Annotated in this window: 14 protein-coding genes and 1 pseudogene; 4 read left to right on the top strand and 11 right to left on the bottom strand. The window is 36.2% G+C overall.

Going from position 1 to position 17,973, the window contains the following annotated elements:
* Positions 1-92 precede the first annotated feature (92 nt).
* Complete coding sequence (purD, locus tag GQR59_RS15290; protein ID WP_160064110.1) at positions 93-1,379, top strand: phosphoribosylamine--glycine ligase; 1,287 nt, start codon at positions 93-95, stop codon at positions 1,377-1,379.
* Between the two features lie 212 nt (positions 1,380-1,591).
* Here purD and GQR59_RS15285 read toward each other — a convergent pair whose 3' ends face one another.
* From GQR59_RS15285 to prmA, 8 genes and pseudogenes are all read right to left on the bottom strand, one after another.
* Positions 1,592-2,494 (bottom strand): YeeE/YedE thiosulfate transporter family protein, encoded by a 903-nt coding sequence (locus GQR59_RS15285; protein WP_160064108.1) that lies wholly within the window; start codon positions 2,492-2,494, stop codon positions 1,592-1,594.
* A gap of 80 nt (positions 2,495-2,574) precedes the next feature.
* The gene (locus tag GQR59_RS15280; protein WP_442966205.1) at positions 2,575-4,152 is read right to left on the bottom strand and encodes an FMN-binding glutamate synthase family protein; all 1,578 of its coding nucleotides are present in this window, start codon (positions 4,150-4,152) and stop codon (positions 2,575-2,577) included.
* A 489-nt stretch (positions 4,153-4,641) separates the two neighbouring features.
* A pseudogene (locus GQR59_RS15275) lies at positions 4,642-5,385 on the bottom strand (alpha/beta hydrolase family protein); the annotation flags it as partial.
* Between the two features lie 701 nt (positions 5,386-6,086).
* On the bottom strand, positions 6,087-6,362 hold the full coding sequence (locus GQR59_RS15270; protein WP_025563269.1) for an HU family DNA-binding protein: 276 nt from the start codon (positions 6,360-6,362) through the stop codon (positions 6,087-6,089).
* A gap of 170 nt (positions 6,363-6,532) precedes the next feature.
* Positions 6,533-7,111: a YjaG family protein gene (locus GQR59_RS15265; protein WP_160064102.1), complete on the bottom strand. Its 579-nt coding sequence runs from the start codon at positions 7,109-7,111 to the stop codon at positions 6,533-6,535.
* Between the two features lie 312 nt (positions 7,112-7,423).
* Positions 7,424-7,723, bottom strand: a complete 300-nt coding sequence (gene fis / locus GQR59_RS15260) for a DNA-binding transcriptional regulator Fis (RefSeq protein WP_025563271.1) — start codon at positions 7,721-7,723, stop codon at positions 7,424-7,426.
* An 18-nt stretch (positions 7,724-7,741) separates the two neighbouring features.
* A complete protein-coding gene (dusB, locus tag GQR59_RS15255) occupies positions 7,742-8,704 on the bottom strand; it encodes a tRNA dihydrouridine synthase DusB (RefSeq protein ID WP_160064100.1) in 963 nt (320 codons plus the stop codon).
* 137 nt (positions 8,705-8,841) lie between these two features.
* On the bottom strand, positions 8,842-9,726 hold the full coding sequence (prmA, locus tag GQR59_RS15250; protein WP_160064098.1) for a 50S ribosomal protein L11 methyltransferase: 885 nt from the start codon (positions 9,724-9,726) through the stop codon (positions 8,842-8,844).
* Between the two features lie 375 nt (positions 9,727-10,101).
* Here prmA and GQR59_RS15245 point away from each other — a divergent pair, with 375 nt between their 5' ends.
* Complete coding sequence (locus GQR59_RS15245; RefSeq protein WP_160064096.1) at positions 10,102-10,740, top strand: response regulator; 639 nt, start codon at positions 10,102-10,104, stop codon at positions 10,738-10,740.
* Between the two features lie 138 nt (positions 10,741-10,878).
* On the opposite strand, the gene GQR59_RS15240 is transcribed toward GQR59_RS15245, so the two are convergent.
* The 3 genes from GQR59_RS15240 to acs all read right to left on the bottom strand — a co-directional run bounded on the left by GQR59_RS15240 (position 10,879) and on the right by acs (position 15,398).
* The gene (locus tag GQR59_RS15240) at positions 10,879-12,549 is read right to left on the bottom strand and encodes a hybrid sensor histidine kinase/response regulator (protein ID WP_160064094.1); all 1,671 of its coding nucleotides are present in this window, start codon (positions 12,547-12,549) and stop codon (positions 10,879-10,881) included.
* Between the two features lie 352 nt (positions 12,550-12,901).
* Positions 12,902-13,342 carry a type II 3-dehydroquinate dehydratase gene (aroQ, locus tag GQR59_RS15235; RefSeq protein WP_160064092.1) on the bottom strand — a complete coding sequence of 147 codons (441 nt, stop codon included), beginning with the start codon at positions 13,340-13,342 and terminating at the stop codon, positions 12,902-12,904.
* Between the two features lie 106 nt (positions 13,343-13,448).
* Positions 13,449-15,398: an acetate--CoA ligase gene (acs, locus tag GQR59_RS15230; protein ID WP_160064090.1), complete on the bottom strand. Its 1,950-nt coding sequence runs from the start codon at positions 15,396-15,398 to the stop codon at positions 13,449-13,451.
* A 390-nt stretch (positions 15,399-15,788) separates the two neighbouring features.
* On the opposite strand from acs, the gene GQR59_RS15225 reads away from it, so the two are divergent.
* Together GQR59_RS15225 and GQR59_RS15220 are read left to right on the top strand one after the other, a co-directional pair.
* On the top strand, positions 15,789-17,219 hold the full coding sequence (locus GQR59_RS15225; protein WP_160064088.1) for a hypothetical protein: 1,431 nt from the start codon (positions 15,789-15,791) through the stop codon (positions 17,217-17,219).
* Positions 17,219-17,905 carry a type IV pilus modification PilV family protein gene (locus GQR59_RS15220; RefSeq protein ID WP_160064086.1) on the top strand — a complete coding sequence of 229 codons (687 nt, stop codon included), beginning with the start codon at positions 17,219-17,221 and terminating at the stop codon, positions 17,903-17,905. The genes GQR59_RS15225 and GQR59_RS15220 overlap by 1 nt, the downstream gene beginning before the upstream one ends.
* The last annotated feature ends 68 nt before the right edge of the window (positions 17,906-17,973 follow it).

Raw genomic sequence — 17,973 nt, 5'->3', positions numbered from 1 at the left:
GGAAAAAGCACGGAGTTTAGCGCGCTAAATGAGTACTTTTGACGCTGAAATAGCATTAAATAGTGACGGACTGTCTTACGTGAGGAAAACGAATGAATGTACTGATTATTGGTAATGGTGGTCGTGAACATGCTTTGGCATGGAAAGTGGCACAAAATGAACAAGTTAAAAATATCTTTGTTGCACCTGGTAATGCGGGTAGCGCGTTAGAAAATAAAGTTAAAAACGTTAATATCGGTGTTGAAGATATCGATGCTTTGGTGGCTTTCGCAAAAGAAAACAATGTTGAATTAACGATTGTAGGGCCAGAAGCACCCTTAGTTATTGGTGTGGTTGATGCGTTCCGTGAAGCTAAGTTAGCTTGTTTCGGTCCAACCAAAGGCGCAGCACAGTTAGAAGGCTCTAAAGCTTTCACTAAAGACTTTTTAGCGCGTCATGACATTCCAACGGCTTGGTACCAAAACTTCACTGAAATTGAGCCTGCGTTGGCTTATGTACGCGAAAAAGGTGCACCAATTGTCATCAAAGCAGATGGTCTTGCCGCTGGTAAAGGCGTGATCGTTGCGATGACCTTACAAGAAGCTGAAGACGCGATTCAAGATATGCTAGCGGGTAATGCTTTTGGTGAAGCTGGGCATCGCGTGGTCGTTGAAGAGTTCTTAGATGGCGAAGAAGCATCATTCATCGTCATGGTTGATGGCAAGAATATTGTACCAATGGCAACAAGCCAAGATCACAAACGTGTTGGTGATGGTGATACAGGTCCAAATACTGGTGGTATGGGCGCTTATTCTCCGGCACCAGTCGTAACACCTGAAATGCATGATCGTATTATGGACTTAGTTATTCGCCCTACGGTTGAAGGTATGGCTGCTGAAGGCAATACGTACACAGGTTTCTTATACGCTGGTCTTATGATCATGGCTGACGGAACACCTAAAGTCATTGAATACAACTGTCGTTTTGGTGACCCTGAAACACAACCAATTATGTTACGTATGAAGTCTGACATCGTTACTTTATGTTTAGCCGGTGTTAATGGCGAACTTGAAGATATGGTTGCTGAGTTTGATCCGCGTGCTGCGATTGGTGTTGTATTAGCGGCTGGCGGTTACCCTGCTGATTACACTAAAGGCCATGTTATTTCAGGTATTCCTGAAGCAACTGAAGGACTTAAAGTGTTTCATGCTGGTACTGCTGAGAAAGACGGTCAAGTCGTGACAAGCGGCGGTCGTGTACTTTGTGCTACTGCATTAGGTAATACCGTGACAGAAGCGCAACAGAAGGCCTATGAGCTAGTTAAAGAGATTAGTTGGGACGGTATGTTCCATCGTAATGATATCGCTTATCGTGCGATTGCACGTGAAAATAACAAGTAAGTTGTTTTCTGTTAAGTCTTTGTTTATAAATGAGCTTTGCAAATAGTCGTTGTGAATAATAGAAAAGCACCTACGGGTGCTTTTTTATTACTTTGTATTTTTGTATTTTTGTATTTTTTAGTGTTTATTTTAAAAAGTCATTTCGAAAATTAACTCTCATAATAATTCCTACAAATAACTCCTACAAATAATTTCAAAAATTAATTAATGCATTATTTAATATACTTTTGAATATGTATTCCACTCCAAATTCCCATTAATATGCCTGCAACAGAAACAAAGCCGGCTGGGGAAAGTGTAGGTATTGCTAATAGTAATTGAACACTATTACCACCTAGTGCTAATGAAGCACCTACGCCCATTAATGTCCCTGCCAGTAGATGTATGACCCAGTATTTGAAACTTGAAGATAAAAATGAAAATTTATTTCGATTCCATGCACCTAAAAACATACCTATAAGTATTGCAATAAAAAATAGATATTGTTCTAGTGAAGGCCAACTGTGTGTTTGGCTATCAAGGAAAGCCTTACTCAAGTTACTTAATAAAGCATTAGGTGACCATTTAGGTTGATAAAGGTAAATAAAACCAGATAGAAGGCCGATACTGAGCATACTGAACCAAAACTTTTTTCTTTTTTTATTACCAAGACTAACCCAAATAATAAGACCAATGGAAATAGAACTAAAGAATAAATAATGGGAGAAGTTGTGGATGGGAAGTTGTGTTAAATTTCTTTCCGGCGACCAAAAAGCAAATAACGTCCAACCAACTAACCAACCCGAAATGGTTGCTAGCATTTTAATATCGCCTTTTGCGAGTTTGCTTAAGGTTGATATACCACAGCCTTTATTAAAAGCAGCACCTAGCCCAAAGAAAAAACCACCACAGAGAAACCACGTATTGATTTCATAAATTCTGAAATGAAAGGGGATATCAGCTAAGTATGCAAATAAGGTAGACACCCAAACTAATACGCCACTAAACAGAATGGCCATTAAGTGTTCTTTATTGCCTTGTTTCCATTCGTTAACACCTTTAAACATACACAAACCAGTCGCTTGGGAAAGGTAACCTAAAGCAACAACTGCTAATAGAACAAGACTTAACAGCATAATGAATCCAATTAATAGGAGTTAAAAAAGAGAGAGCTGTTAAGCTCTCTTTATATGTAAACTAGAACTAATGTTAATAACTACCAAGATGCTGCGTTAGCTTCTTGCATATCATAACGCCAGCTTTCAGGTATCGTGGTCTCATCTAACAACGCGTTCTCTGCTATGGTTGGATAAAGCTGAGCGTAATTTTGAACATCCGTTCCCTGTATTCGACGATTGATATGTTTAGGTTTTAGTTCATGAATACCATTAAGTCCTGTTGCTGCTACTAGCTCAACTAAGTTGGCAACTGTTTCTCGATGGAAGTTAGCCACACGCTGTGCTTTGTTTGTTACAACAATCGCTTTATTACGAGAAGGGTTTTGTGTTGCAATGCCTGTTGGGCAGTTGTCCGTATTACAAGTTCGAGCTTGAATACAACCTAAAGATAACATCATGCCTCGTGCTGAATTAACTGTATCTGCGCCTAAAGCGATTGCTCTTAATATATGAAATGCGGTAAACATTTTCCCAGAAGCAATGATGCGTATATGATCTCTTAATCCAAAACCGATTAGAGTATTGTTTACAAAAATTAACGCATCACGAATAGGCGTTCCTACAGAGTTAGTCATTTCAGTGGGTGCTGCACCTGTTCCACCTTCTCCGCCATCAACAGTAATAAAGTCTGGGTAGATATTGGTTTCTATCATGGCTTTACAAATCGCTAAGAATTCATCATGTCGGCCTATACAAAGTTTGAAGCCAACAGGTTTGCCACCTGATAAATCACGTAATTGTTTGACAAAATGTAATAATTCTATCGGTGTTGAAAATGCACTATGAGCAGGAGGTGAAACCACATCTTGTCCCATTGGTACGTGACGAATGGCTGCTATTTCTTCTGTTAATTTTGCCGCAGGTAAAATACCACCATGACCTGGTTTTGCACCTTGTGACATTTTTATTTCTATCATTTTAACAACGTCATTAGATGCATTCTTTTTAAATGTTTCAGGGTTAAAGTTCCCCATATCATCCCGACATCCAAAATAACCAGTACCAATCTGCCATACGATATCGCCGCCATGTTCTAAATGATACGGACTCATACTTCCTTCACCAGTATTATGGGAAAAACCACCAATCTTAGCGCCTTTATTCAGGGCCATAATTGCGTTTTTACTTAATGCGCCGTAACTCATTGCTGAAATGTTTAAGGGTGATGCCATATACGGCTTAAGACAGTCAGGACCACCAAATTTAACTTTAGGGTCTAAGTCTGTTGGGTGTTTAGGTTGCATTGAATGGTTTACCCACTCATATCCTGCACGGTTTGTATCGAAAATGGTGCCAAAAGGGCGTGTATCTCGGTCTCCTTTTGCACGTTGATAAATTAACGATCTAAATTCTCTTGGAATAGGCGCGCCGCTTGTATCTGATTCTACAAAATATTGCTGTATCTCTGGTCTAACAGATTCTAATAGGTATCTAAATCTGCCGAATATAGGGTATAAGCGACGAATAGATTGTTTGTTTTGAAGCATGTCATATGATCCAATCATGATCACAGGAATTAAGATAATTAATGTCCATAACCAATTAAGAGAGATCATGGATAACCCAATAATTAGAATGAGGGATATAAAAGTAAATCTGACGAAAGCTTGTCGCATTGTCATAATGTAATGTCCTTATTTTTGTATGTATACATTGAGTATAGTAAGTATTTTAAAAATCTTTGTTAATTAAGAGACCTAAAAAATCGAGGGTAAATTTCATCCGCTACATCAAAAATGAATAAATAAAAAGAATTTGTAGATTAATGTCGTTGAATAGTGATGCCGATTACATTAAATAAGTAATCTCAATTTTGCGCAGGAAAAATGACTTAGTTCAAGGCGAAAATTTAGCTAAATGGTTGTTCCCTTTACGAAATTTACAACGAAGAAATAAGTTATTTTAACAAGTAAAATAGATAACTTAATTAGTGTGGTTGGTATGATTATTATCTAAGTTGTTTAGCTTTGAGGCGGAAGATAAGGTTATTTATTTTTGAGGAGTGAATAAATTTATTGATTCTTGGATTAAGTTAATGAATAACGGAAAGTTAAAATAGTTCAGCTTTCCGTATTAAAGACCCTGAATATAATTAATTGTTAACTTATATATCTGCTTACCCATGCCGCAATAACTTCTGCAGCATATTCAGAATCTTTTTTGTCAGTTAATAGGTGATCTGACTTATCTAAACTGACAAAGCTTTTAGGGTGAACGGCTGCTTGATAGATTTTTTCAGCTTCGGAAATATTAACAATACTATCAATAGGTGAGTGCATAACTAATAATGCTTTTTTTAATGTTCTAATATGACTCGTATCGTAGCGATTAATATCTTCTAAGAATTGTTTTTGTATTGTAAATTTCCGCCCTGCTAAGCTAACTTCAGCTTCTCCCTTTTCATTAATATCATCAATATGAGCTGAAAAGTTATGTGCAACGTGAGCAGCATCAGATGGAGAACCAATTGTTACCACTGCCTTAGATTCAGGAACTTTAGCTGCCACGGCTAATACTGCTGCCCCCCCTAAACTATGTCCGATAAGTAATTTTGGTGCGTTATATTCTTGACGAAGAAAATCTGCAGCAGCGTTTAAGTCTTGAATATTTGAAGAAAAGTTAGTATTTGCAAAGTCACCATCGCTGTTACCTAAGCCTGTAAAGTCAAAACGCAACACAGCAATGCCCTTCGCGGTTAATGCTCTGCTAATGCGTGTTGCAGCTGCAACGTCTTTACCGCATGTGAAACAGTGGGCAAATAGTGCGTAACATACAATGTCAGATTCAGGAGTTTCTAATAAACCACTGAGCATATGAGTACCATTAGTGAATTTTACTTTTTGGCGCATGATTTTTCCTTGTTGGATCGTGGGTAAATTGAAACGTTTAATTTCTACATGTCATACCAATCATACTTATACCAAAAGGATTAATAAGGTGATCATTCTTGCTGGTTAAAATCACCCCTAACTGCGTTGTGAGTTTTGAAGTGAGAACAACTATCCCCTACAACTCACGCCTTATTAGTGTTAATTTTTCCTGCGTAATCTTTGATTACTTATTTAATTCCATTGGTATTATTAACTGTTCTATTTTACTGGTTAAAATAACTTGTTTCTTTGTTGTAAGTTACGTAAAGGGAGCAACCATTAAAGCATTATCTTCTTTTAGTTAATTCTCCAACAGAAGAGTAACGAAGTTAATCTTCAAAAGGTCTTAACTTACGCTTTAAACTAAGCTTTTTCCCATCGCAAAATATAGAACATTTATTTAATATAATTGGTATTACGTTAGATAATAAGCTGATAACCATTCAAATGTTAATTGCTTAATTTCTATTAGATCACATTATCGAAGCAATGAATATTATATGAGCGTAGTTTTTATAGAAAATTGACTGAAGGTATATTAGAAAGGGGTCGTTAAAATATGACTTAATACCAATCATTAAGGTTAATGATTAAAACTAAAAGTGAGTATATAAAAAGCCCTCAGAAGAGGGCTTAAACTAACTTTTTAAAAGTTATAAGATTACATGAAACAAATAGTATTATTTGTTTACAGATTCTTTAAGAGCTTTACCAGCAACAAAAGCAGGAACGTTAGCTGCTTTAATTTGAATGTCTGCACCTGTTTGTGGGTTACGACCTGTACGTGCTGCACGATGATTTACTTTGAATGTACCAAAGCCGATTAGTTGAACTGGTTCGCCATCTTTTAGACTGTCAGTCACGCTAGCTAAAATTTGCTCTAGAGCTGCTTTAGCTTGTACTTTAGTTAGGTCAGCTTTTTCTGCGATGTCTGCTACAAGTTGAGTTTTGTTCATTATTTGACTTCCGTTAGTATAAAAAAATGCATAAGAATTTAAACACTTAATTAATGTATTGCATTCATTCCTAGCAAGTAAAGCATAATCCGCTTAAAAATGAAGAAAGTAGCAATTTATTTACTTTATTGTGCCAAAAATCACAAAATTATAACATTTAAAGGCTGATTCTATGATGTTGATATGCCAATATTAGTACTTTCAAGTGATCGTATGTAAGTACGAATTGACTTGATGAGGTCAGGGGTACGCTCATTATCTAGCATTTTTAAGATTGTTTTTTGTACTTCTAACTGCTCAATAAATAACGGTTCTTCCACTAAGGTTGTTTCATCAATTTCTTCATCTGTCTGTAATTCTATAAAACTAGCAATCGTTGCAAAGCTAGTTTGACTTGCATTTAATGCTTCTTCTTTAGACTTACTTGTGAAGGAATTAAAAATACAATTGGTAATAACACAATAATCTACAGCAGGGTAAACACCATAAAATTCATGATCGCTAGTCTCTGGAATAATCGCATCAAAATTTTCTTCTTGGATAGTAAAGTTAATTTTTGCGCCTTTTACCGTCAGCTTTTCCCAAAAAAGCTGTAAGATATTGTCTGCTATAACATCATGTTCACTTTCAATTGCTTGACTGAACATTTTAAAGTGAGTGATATTTTGCTCAGCTAATGCCATACAAAATACGCTTTGTTGCCAAGCCTGTAAGTTTGTAAGTTGATCATTGATGGAAAGAGATAGCATAGTCGTCCTATTTGTACCTTTAAAAGAAGCTAAGATTATAGGCTAATTTAATAACTGTCTTTAGATATTTAATTATTTCTTTTATTTATCAAAAGATAATGGCAGTTAAATTGAATTTTAGAGGGAAACTACAGACTTAAGGGCTTTTAATCTTGAGGCAATATATCGAGTGTAATGAAAGCCGGAACGTTTCACCCTTTCTATTGATAACAAAAGTGATATTCGCATAATGACTTGGTTGTTTATATAAAATGAAGGTATAAAAAAAGCGACTCATTGAGTCGCTTTTTTAGGATCTAAATAGGGTAGGGCTTAGCCCATGCCGTATTTTTTTAATTTTTTGCGTAATGTGCCACGGTTAATACCTAACATGGTTGCTGCACGTGTTTGATTACCACGAGTGTACTGCATAATAATATCTAGCATCGGTGCTTCAACTTCCGCCAATACTAATTCATATAATTCAGTGGTATCTTGACCGTTCAATTTTGCCACATAACCAGATACAGCTTGACGTACTGAGTCACGTAGTGGACGTTGAGTTATTTGCCCTGTAGCTGGAATACTAGTCGTTGTTGTCAGTGCTTCTTGAGAAATATTTTGTTCAAACATGGGTATTAACTCTTTTAATTACAATTGATTTAAATAAGTTTCTAATGCATTTAGTTGCTCGCTAGAGCTTTCTATGGCATTAAATTTTCGCTTAAAATTACCTAACCTGTCTTGCTCCTGTAAATACCACCCGACGTGCTTCCTAGCGATTCGAGGGCCCATTACATCACCATAAAAACCATGTAAAGCTTGTACATGGTTTAACAGTATTTCTGTAATTTCCATTTGTGCTAAACGCTGAGCATATTGCCCGGTGTTTAAGTAATGGTTAATTTCATTGAATATCCAAGGCGCACCTTGTGCGCCTCGTCCAATCATGATGGCATCCGCTCCTGTATGATCCAGCACATACTTGGCTTTTTCAACTGAAGTAATATCACCATTTGCAATCACAGGGATTGATATACTTTCTTTAATTGTTTTTATTGTGTCGTACTCGGCTTCACCTTTAAACAGGCATTGACGTGTACGACCATGCACTGATAGTGCTTGGATACCAGATTGTTCAGCGATCTGTGCAATCTCTAATCCATTTCTATTTTCCGGATCCCAGCCAGTACGGATTTTCAAAGTGACAGGCACATCAACTGCATCAACTACACTTTCTAAAATAGCTCTCACTAATTCAGGGTGCGGAAGTAATGCCGAGCCTGCTTTCTTCTTATTCACCTTTTTGGCGGGACAACCCATATTAATATCAACGATCTGAGCACCTAGCTGTACGGTCAATCGTGCAGCGTTGGCCATTGCTAGCGGTTCTGCGCCAGCAATTTGTACAGAACGAATACCTGATTCATCATGGTAGTCCATTCGTAACTTAGATTTAGTGCTATTCCAAACACGAGGATTCGATGACAGCATCTCTGAAACTGCCAATCCAGCACCTTGCTTACGGCAAAGTTCTCTGAATGGACGATCGGTAACACCTGCCATCGGCGCTAAAATAAGATTATTGTCTAATTGATACTTTCCAATGCGCATATTCTAAGCGTTCTCTAAGTTAAGGCGGCGTAGTCTACGCATTTTTTCAATCAGAATAAAGGTTAATAATTAACCATTTCGAAATTATTTTGCTTGCAAACTGAGCAACACTTTGTTCTCAGTTATTTATAATCATTTTAAGCGTGCTTAATTCCCGATAAACGCGCCCATTCATCTTTGATTTTTGCAGTATCCATATCAAACCATTGACCGTAGACAGTCAGTAATTCATCGGCTTGTTGCTCTAAAATGCCTGATAACGCTAATTTACCATTAGCTTTAACTAAGCATTCAATACTCGTTGATAGTTCACGTAATGGACCCGCCAATATATTAGCAACGACAACATCTGCAATAATATCTTTTGGGGCATCTTCAGGTAAGTACAGTTCAAGCTGGTCTGATACATTATTTCGTTGTGCATTATCACGACTAGCAGTAATCGCTTGTGGGTCAATATCAATACCGATAACACGTTTTGCACCTAATTTAAGCGCAGCAATGGCTAATATACCTGAGCCACAACCAAAATCGATGACCACTTTATCTTGTAGATCTTGTGCATCTAACCAAGCTAAACAAAGTGCTGTTGTTGGGTGAGTGCCTGTACCAAAAGCAAGGCCTGGATCTAACATGACATTAACTGCATTCTCATCTGGGACTGGTTTCCAACTTGGACAAATCCATAGGCGTTCACCAAATTTCATTGGATGGAAATTATCCATCCATTCGCGAACCCAGTCTTTATCTTCTAATTGTTCTATTTTAAAAGCAAAGTCTTCAGATAGTAATTCACTGGTTTTTAATAATGCGATTACCGGTAACATGTCTGTTTCTGCTTCGTACAGCCCCGTGACGTCCGTATCGCCCCATAAACGAGTTTCTCCTGGCATAGGTTCAAAAATAGGCGTGTCTTGCGAATCAGTGAAGGTTGCCGATAGAGCTCCATTATCCATTAGTAATTCGCCAATTTCTTCTGCATTTATGTTATTTGCATTTAATTTAAGCTGGATCCAAGGCATGATTTTCTCTTTTTTATTGGGGTAGATAGATAGGGGGGCAAGAATACAGGGAATTAATAAATTAATATAGCCGTTGGGTAAGTATTCTAGTTAGTGTGTGTAAGTTCAAAAACCTTACTTATAATTGCTGCTCTATAGACAATTCTGCTTCAACGAAACTCTTTTTTGTATTCGTATACCGTAAAATAGCGTTGGTAATAATTTTTATATTAGAAGCTATTTTTATATATCAATTACCTTAATTTACTTAAGGGATTGTTTTATTTTATAAAATTTTAATAAATAGTTTGTTTTAACCCAGTATGATGAAGTAAGTCTTGAATAAGATTAGTATTATCATTAAAAATGACGGCTTGTTACGAAAAGGGTATTTCGATGAACAAAATAGTGATTATTGATGATCACCAGTTATTCTTATATGGCCTAAAATTAACCTTAGAAAATGAAAATAACGTGGTGACAACGTTTGATAACCCAATTAAAGCATTGGCAGAAATAAAAAATATTCAGCCAGATCTGATTTTGATGGATTTATATATGCCAGAAATGAATGGGTTAGCAATAATTGAAGCATTAACAGAAGCTGAGATTGCTTCTCCAGTAGTGGTTTTGTCTGCCTGCGAAGATTATTTGGATGTCCATTATGCTTTACAAAAAGGTGCAATGGGTTTTATTCCAAAATCTTATGCGCCTACAGATATGCTAAATGCTTTACAAACAGTTTTTACAGGTGAAATTTTTGTACCTGAAAATATCCGATTAGAAATTGAAAGCATTGCTTCGTTGGAAGAACAGAATAAAAAATCTTTTCATTTGTCAGAAAGGCAGATACAAATTCTACAATTAATCTATGCAGGGAAAAAGAACCGAGAAATTGCTGATGAACTATGTATTTCGAAAGATACTGTTAAATTCCATCAGAAAGGTTTATATACGGCATTAGAAGTATCAGGTTCTTCGAGCCGATTAAAAGCCGTTGAAAAAGCATTATCAATTGGCCTACTTAAAGTTTAATTAACCGCAATTTTCACCCCGGTTACTAATAGATTTATTCAGTAAACACTTATTAATTATATGTTTTAATATAATATATTTAATGAGTGTTTTTCCTCAAAAATTATTAATAACGAATGTCTTAACAATAGATAATGACTACTTTAATAATTGCTTTAGTAAAAACCTCAATGAGGCAGGCTTCACTGGTTTATTAAGAATTTTATAGTTTATTTCTTTACCTGTTGTTTGTACTTCTTTTAATTTACCAGGGTCAGCTTCGCCTGTTAATAATACTGCTGGTATATCATCTTGCTCTTTAATTTTTTTAATGACATCGAGTCCAGTCTTTTGGTTTGGTAGACGATAATCAGATATTACTAAATCATAATTATTTAAGTAGTATTTTTCTAAGCCCTCTTCAGCGGTATCGGCACATTCTACCGTATATCCCCAATTTTCAAGTAGCATACTTAAGGCATGTAGGATCCCTTGATCATCATCGATTAACAGGATTTTGTAGTCAATAGAATGGTTAGAAAGCTTATTTAAATTTATAGGTTTGTTAGTGTTTTCGGCAATGTTCACTGCGAAGCTAAAACGACTCCCGCGTTGATTGCTGATGACTTCAATTTTTGTATCGCATAATATCGCTTTACGTTGTGCAATGGGTAAGCCTAAACCAATACCTTTACTTTTATTATGCAAAGGGTTATCTGCTAACGATATTTCATCAAATAAATTACCTAAAAGAGAAGTTTCAATTTTTGCTCCTTGGTTCCAAACTTGAATTAATGCTTTGCCTTGATAATGACGAACACTTAATAATATTTGTGTCCCTTTTTTCTGGCTACCGTGGATAATTGCATTATTTAGTAAGGTTTCTATTATCTCTATAAACAGTCGTTTATCGGTTTTAATAGTTAAATTTGGTAAGCGAGTAATAATCTGAATACCGAGTTCAAATGCTTGAAATTGGTATTTTTTGATCGAAGGCAACAATGTTGATGCTAACGTAAATTCACTTATTTGGGGAACGGTGGTATCACTATCCATACGAGCTAAATCTAGTAAGCTAGATAGCCACCTATCCAACTCTTCTGATGCCAGTTTAATATTCTTGGCTAATTGTAATTGAGGCGTACCGGTTAGTTTATTTTCTAATAAATGACCGTATAGAGACAAGCTACTCAATGGCTGCCTTATATCGTGGATAATACGTTTTAAATAATCTCCAGTTTTTTGATTAATTATATTGGGTTGTTCATTTCTTATTTCTACTGGCTGTTTATTTGCTTTTTTATTGCTGCGTAATTGCGTAAAAATGGTGAGGTAACACATTGTTATTAAAAACGTGCTATTGAATAAAAAAGCGAGGGCATCTGTAGTACCAACAATGACTGCAACTATATAGCAGACGACCAAAAATATATTGTTGGTGGCTAAATGTGTTGTGCTGTAAGCAAATAAGTAAGAATAAAAAAGAGGCAGTAATAAGACTAAGTATAAGAAGCTAGTGACGTATAGATGTTCTTGAAAGTGGCTATTTATTGTTACAAAAAAGGTAATTGATAAGCAATTAATTGGCATTAATATTTGTGCTATTTTGTCCTTTTTTAAGATGACACCAATTAGGTTCGCTATACTGAGTAATAGAATGATGACGGGAATAAAAAATGGCATGATAAACGTTGGTGAAGTGTCGAATATAGTATAGCTTTGACCTATTCCAATTAGGAAAAAGAAAACAAAAGAGCATAGTATGATGACATTAAAAGGGCGTAATGATTGCCATCTAAGTTGGCTTTGTGTTGGTATTGCTTCCTGCATTACGATCTCTATTTTCACTATTAGTTAATTAATTTTTATACCTATATTTATTACGATTTCCAAGCTTTAAGATCTCAATATTAGGTATTGCTAAAGGTAATCATTGAATTGATTGATAAATGATAGGTAAAAAAAAGCCTAACAAAGTTAGGCTCGCCTGTAATATGTCTTTTTATTACAAATTTGAATAAAAAATCCATTTAATTGGCATCAAAGTGGGTGTACTACTATGCCTCAATTCCTTAAGACAGTTATACAATGCCTCAAGCCTTATCATAAAGTAACTACCCGATCGGGTAGTTTTTGAATCATATACTATTTTAATGCATTTTTTGATCATTTTGTAAGCATTTTAATCTTTTGATGGAGTAAATTGTGCTGCGCTTTGTAAAGCAAATGAATAACCCTTTGCACCCATTCCACAAATAACTGCACAAGCGATATCAGATAGATATGAGTGATGTCTAAATTTTTCACGTTTATGGATATTAGATAAATGTACTTCTACAAAAGGAATAGCAACACCCAATAAGGCATCACGAAGCGCTACGCTTGTATGAGTAAAAGCAGCAGGATTGATGATAATAAAATCAATTTCTCCAGCACTCTCATGAATTCTCTCAATGAGTTCATATTCACGATTAGATTGAAGGTGTGATAATTGAATATTTAAGTCAGCGGCCTCTAAGTGAAGGGATTCAATAATATCTGTTAAGGTCTGGCTACCGTAAACTTCTGGCTCTCGTTTACCCAGCAAATTAAGGTTAGGTCCATTTAATACTAATACTTTCACTTTCTGCTCCTGCTTAACTTAGACCACATAAAAATTAGGCCACATAAAAAACGCCTCGATAACAGAATCGTTATCGAGGCGTTTAGTATAACCAGAAAAACCACACTTAGTTAATTTCTTGGTTCTCTTTGATCAGTTTATCTACAACGCTTGGATCCGCGAGCGTTGATGTATCACCAAGCTGATCACTTTCACCCGTTGCAATTTTACGTAATATACGGCGCATAATTTTACCTGAGCGCGTTTTAGGTAGGCCTTCTGCCCAATGTAAAATATCAGGGGTGGCAATGGCTCCAATTTCCTTACGGACCCATTGCTTTACTTCTGCATATAATTCAGGTGAAGAATATTCACCTGAATTTAGTGTGACATAAGCATAAATACCTTGTCCTTTAATCGCATGTGGCACACCGACGACAGCAGCTTCAGCAATTTTAGGATGTGAAACTAGCGCACTTTCTATTTCAGCTGTTCCCATACGGTGTCCAGACACATTTAATACGTCATCTACACGTCCAGTGATCCAGTAATATCCATCTTCATCACGACGGGCACCATCACCTGTAAAGTACATATTTTGGAAAGTAGAGAAATAAGTTTGTTCAAAACGATCATGATTGCCATAAAGCGTACGCATTTGACCCGGCCAGCTATCCAACATGACTAAGTTGCCTTCAATCGCACCTTCTAGGATGACACCTTCATTATCAACTAATGCAGGCTGCACACCAAAAAATGGACGTGTTGCTGAACCAGGTTTGAGATCAGTTGCACCGGGTAGCGGAGTAATTAATATACCGCCAGTTTCTGTTTGCCACCATGTATCAACAATTGGGCATTGTTTATTACCAATTTTATCGTAGTACCACTGCCATGCTTCAGGGTTAATTGGTTCACCTACTGAACCTAAGATACGTAATGATTTACGACTTGTGCCTTGTATTGCTTCGTCACCTTTAGCCATTAATGCTCGGATTGCTGTTGGCGCGGTATATAGCAAAGTCACTTGATGTTTATCAACCACTTCACTCATGCGTGCTGGCGTTGGATAATTTGGTACGCCTTCAAATAATAACGTGGTCGCGCCATTCGCTAATGGTCCGTAAACTAAATAACTATGCCCTGTTATCCAACCTACATCGGCAGTACACCAGTAAATATCACCTTCTTGGTAATCAAATACATATTTGAAGGTCATTGCGGCATACACTAAATACCCACCTGTCGTATGTAATACACCTTTTGGTGTACCAGTAGAGCCTGAGGTGTAAAGAATGAACAGTGGATCTTCAGCATTCATTGCTTCTGGTTCGCAATCTGTTGGTTGTGATTGTGTTACTGCTGTCCAATCTAAATCTCGACCTTCAATCCAATTAACGTCACCACCCGTATTTTTAAATACAATGACATGCTCAACGCAATCAGTACCATCACGAGTTAATGCTTCATCAACATTCGCCTTTAATGGCACTGTTCGACCACCACGTCGACCTTCATCAGCAGTGATCACTAACTTAGCGCTACTATCAACAACTCGACCAGCAATTGCATCAGGTGAGAAACCTCCAAAAACAATTGAATGTACTGCGCCTATACGTGTACAAGCTAGCATTGCGATAGCCGCTTCCGGTGTCATCGGCATGTATAAACAAACCACATCACCTTTTTTAATACCTAATTCTTTTAAAGCATTGGCAAACTGACATACTTGGGTATATAGCTCTTGATAAGTGATTTTTGCATCTTGGTCTGGAGAGTCACCTTCCCATAATAAGGCTACCTGATTCCCTTTACTGGCTAAGTGGCGATCGATACAGTTAACAGAAACATTTAACTCCCCATCTTCAAACCATTTAATATTGACATTACCAGGAGCGTAAGAACTGTTTTTCACTTTAGTGTAAGGTTTTATCCAATCTAAAATTTTACCTTTCTCACCCCAAAATGCCTCTGGATCTTCGATAGATGCTTTATATTCAGATAAGTATTGGTCATTAGTTAGCAAGCTATTTGCTGCTAGTTCTGGTGAAACAGGGTAAATATTATTTCCGCTCATTGTTCGCTCCGTTATTACATATTAATCAAATACTCATATTTTTATTATTTGTGTCGTTGTTAACGTTGTTACTCATACTGTTACTCGTGTTGCTATTGGTACTGTTTAATAAATCATCATTTTATTCTAATTGAGAGATTAAACCGTTATTGTGAGGAATGCCTCTGTTGTTAAATAAATGTTAAAACTCACCTGCTTAGCTGTAATTTTGAGATCAATATCAATAAAAAGTTAACGATAGCTAAATATATTATTTTGTTTTTTACTAACGTTTTTAATTTTTACAACTAAGCTGTAATGACACCTTTAGTTGCTTTAAAGTTGTTTTAGCGGAGAAACCTAAGGGCGTTAGTTTATATGATTAAACTAAAGTGTTAGGGGGGCTGGCGAATGAGAAAGCAACAACAGGGTTTTGCAGTATTAACGACCGTCGTTATATTAAGTATCGCAGGGATTGCCTACACGACTCATATGGCTTATTTGCAATTAATTGATAATAAAGTGTTGGCTAATTACTATCGAAATAACGAAGCTTTTGCAAACGCTGAGTCAGGTATCAATTTAATTTTGAGTAAATTAAATACAGTGACCATTGCTATCGACATGCTCGATAACCTTCCTTTTACTTATCCAGCCCAAGTAACGCCTACGACACTTTATCAAGTCTCTGTTACTGCGCTAACAACCAATAAATTACACGTATCCTCTATTGGATATTCGGTGGATGGTTCTGCATTACGTAACATTTCAGTAGATGTTTATTACTATATTGATTTTGAAACACCCATTGCACCGCTCCTTAGTAACGGAAACTTAAAAATTAACGGTTTTGATTCTATCAACGATGGGTGTGATGGTTTATCTATATCGGAATGTCGTTCCCCTGGAAATATGGCCAAAAAAGTAATTATTAGCCAACCTATTTCTAACGAACCAATGACTAATCAAGCAAATATAAATATTGATAATCAAATCGAGTCAGATATTACTGAAATATCTACTCTTTGTTCAGACGGTCTTACCGTGACAGGGAGTAGTATCGATTTAGATGCAATTAATGGTCAACTTATTGATCAAGAAGGCGCAACTCGATTTCAAGAAGTGATTAGCAATCAATGGGGGGCTGCTGCTTCAATAACCAGTCCTATTTTTGATGGAATAACTTCAATTGAAGATGTTACTAGTGCAAGTTCTTTGTTTGAAAGTACTTTTGGTGTGACATGGGAGAATGCAAAAGCACAATTTATTCATTCAGAATCAGTTGAATATATTGATATGACCGATATCAATACTGTGAGTTGCTCAGAGGAGCTACAATATATTGATGAGGATATTAATATTATTTATATCCAAGGTGATTGCATTGTAGATCCTTTAGATACTTCGTTTAGCAACACATCAGGTACTGCACTCAATAGTCATCATTTTACGATTGGCTCAACTGACAATCCTAAAATGGTGTTTATTGAAGGCGGAACGTTTATTGCCGCTGCTAATACCACTAGCTCAGTGGTAGGTATGTTGTATCTGATACCGGCCAAACATGAAGTGTTGGATACCAATGGTAATGCTGTTTATATCGATGGCATTAAACAAACTCTAGTAGAACAAGATGTTGATATTGCAGGTATACAAGTTAGTGGCTCTATATTGAGTGAATACAATTGCACTGCAAGTGTTGCTGGAGACCATAATAATGCCTCAAAACACTTTTCAACTCGCTATGATAAAAATGTATTAAATTTATTATATAAACGATTAGGCATGATCCCCTCCGAAAGTCATTACCAATTAGTGGCTGGCACATGGAGGGACTTCTAATGCGTTTAAAAGTAAAAGGGTTTACATTTATAGAGATTTTAATGTCATTAATAGTGGTGAGTTTAACTGCAGTGAGTATTAGTGGCTTACAAATAAAAGTAGCTGAGCAACAAGGTAATAATATTGCTCATGCTTCAGCGATTTCAATGGCGACTGCGAAGGTAGAGGAAATGATTAGTCTCCTTGATCCCGATGATTTAATCGCATTACATAATTCATCAGAAGCCAACGTGCAGGTGGCTAATACTGAGTTTTCTATATTATGGAACATTAGCAACGTAGCAAGCGAATACAATGCGGGAGATGACTTTAAGCAAATTAAAATGGATATTTCTTGGGTTAATAACGAAGGAAACGTGCAATATTATAAGCACTTACAGCAAATCAATTTAGGTTCATTATTATCAAGCGCTGATACGCTATTCCCTACGATCGTAACAACCAACATATCATCTAATCAAATCATTTATTTTGACCCTAATATAGAATATAAAGAAGGAGCGTTTACCATCTATGATAGTTATTTATATCAAGCTACATCTGATTATTCGATTGGTAGTGATGCTCCTCAGGCAACTATAGATCCTGATACAGGTCTTTTTATTAGTCGCAACGGTTGGCAAAGCTATGGGCAAATAGATAATGCTAATCTACTAAATAACAGTAACTTAGCTTCGTTGTTTTAGAAATAATAACAATGTTATGATTTTGTGATAAATAAGCTATTATCAGTGTGTTATTATTGAACTATTAA

Source organism: Psychromonas sp. L1A2 (genome assembly GCF_009828855.1).
Lineage (GTDB): Bacteria > Pseudomonadota > Gammaproteobacteria > Enterobacterales > Psychromonadaceae > Psychromonas.
The sequence above is the reverse complement of the archived record's forward strand: the minus strand, read 5'-3'. Positions and strand labels throughout refer to the sequence as shown.

Bases quoted from the DNA above. Each gene is read 5' to 3' on its own strand.
- GQR59_RS15240 (WP_160064094.1), bottom strand. From the start codon at position 12,549: ATGCAGGAAGCAATACCAACACAAAGCCAACTTAGATGGCAATCATTA.
- purD (WP_160064110.1), top strand. From the start codon at position 93: ATGAATGTACTGATTATTGGTAATGGTGGTCGTGAACATGCTTTGGCA.
- GQR59_RS15285 (WP_160064108.1), bottom strand. From the start codon at position 2,494: ATGCTGTTAAGTCTTGTTCTATTAGCAGTTGTTGCTTTAGGTTACCTT.
- prmA (WP_160064098.1), bottom strand. From the start codon at position 9,726: ATGCCTTGGATCCAGCTTAAATTAAATGCAAATAACATAAATGCAGAA.
- GQR59_RS15280 (WP_442966205.1), bottom strand. From the start codon at position 4,152: ATGCGACAAGCTTTCGTCAGATTTACTTTTATATCCCTCATTCTAATT.
- GQR59_RS15270 (WP_025563269.1), bottom strand. From the start codon at position 6,362: ATGAACAAAACTCAACTTGTAGCAGACATCGCAGAAAAAGCTGACCTA.
- GQR59_RS15225 (WP_160064088.1), top strand. From the start codon at position 15,789: ATGAGAAAGCAACAACAGGGTTTTGCAGTATTAACGACCGTCGTTATA.
- fis (WP_025563271.1), bottom strand. From the start codon at position 7,723: ATGTTTGAACAAAATATTTCTCAAGAAGCACTGACAACAACGACTAGT.
- acs (WP_160064090.1), bottom strand. From the start codon at position 15,398: ATGAGCGGAAATAATATTTACCCTGTTTCACCAGAACTAGCAGCAAAT.
- GQR59_RS15265 (WP_160064102.1), bottom strand. From the start codon at position 7,111: ATGCTATCTCTTTCCATCAATGATCAACTTACAAACTTACAGGCTTGG.
- GQR59_RS15220 (WP_160064086.1), top strand. From the start codon at position 17,219: ATGCGTTTAAAAGTAAAAGGGTTTACATTTATAGAGATTTTAATGTCA.
- GQR59_RS15245 (WP_160064096.1), top strand. From the start codon at position 10,102: ATGAACAAAATAGTGATTATTGATGATCACCAGTTATTCTTATATGGC.
- dusB (WP_160064100.1), bottom strand. From the start codon at position 8,704: ATGCGCATTGGAAAGTATCAATTAGACAATAATCTTATTTTAGCGCCG.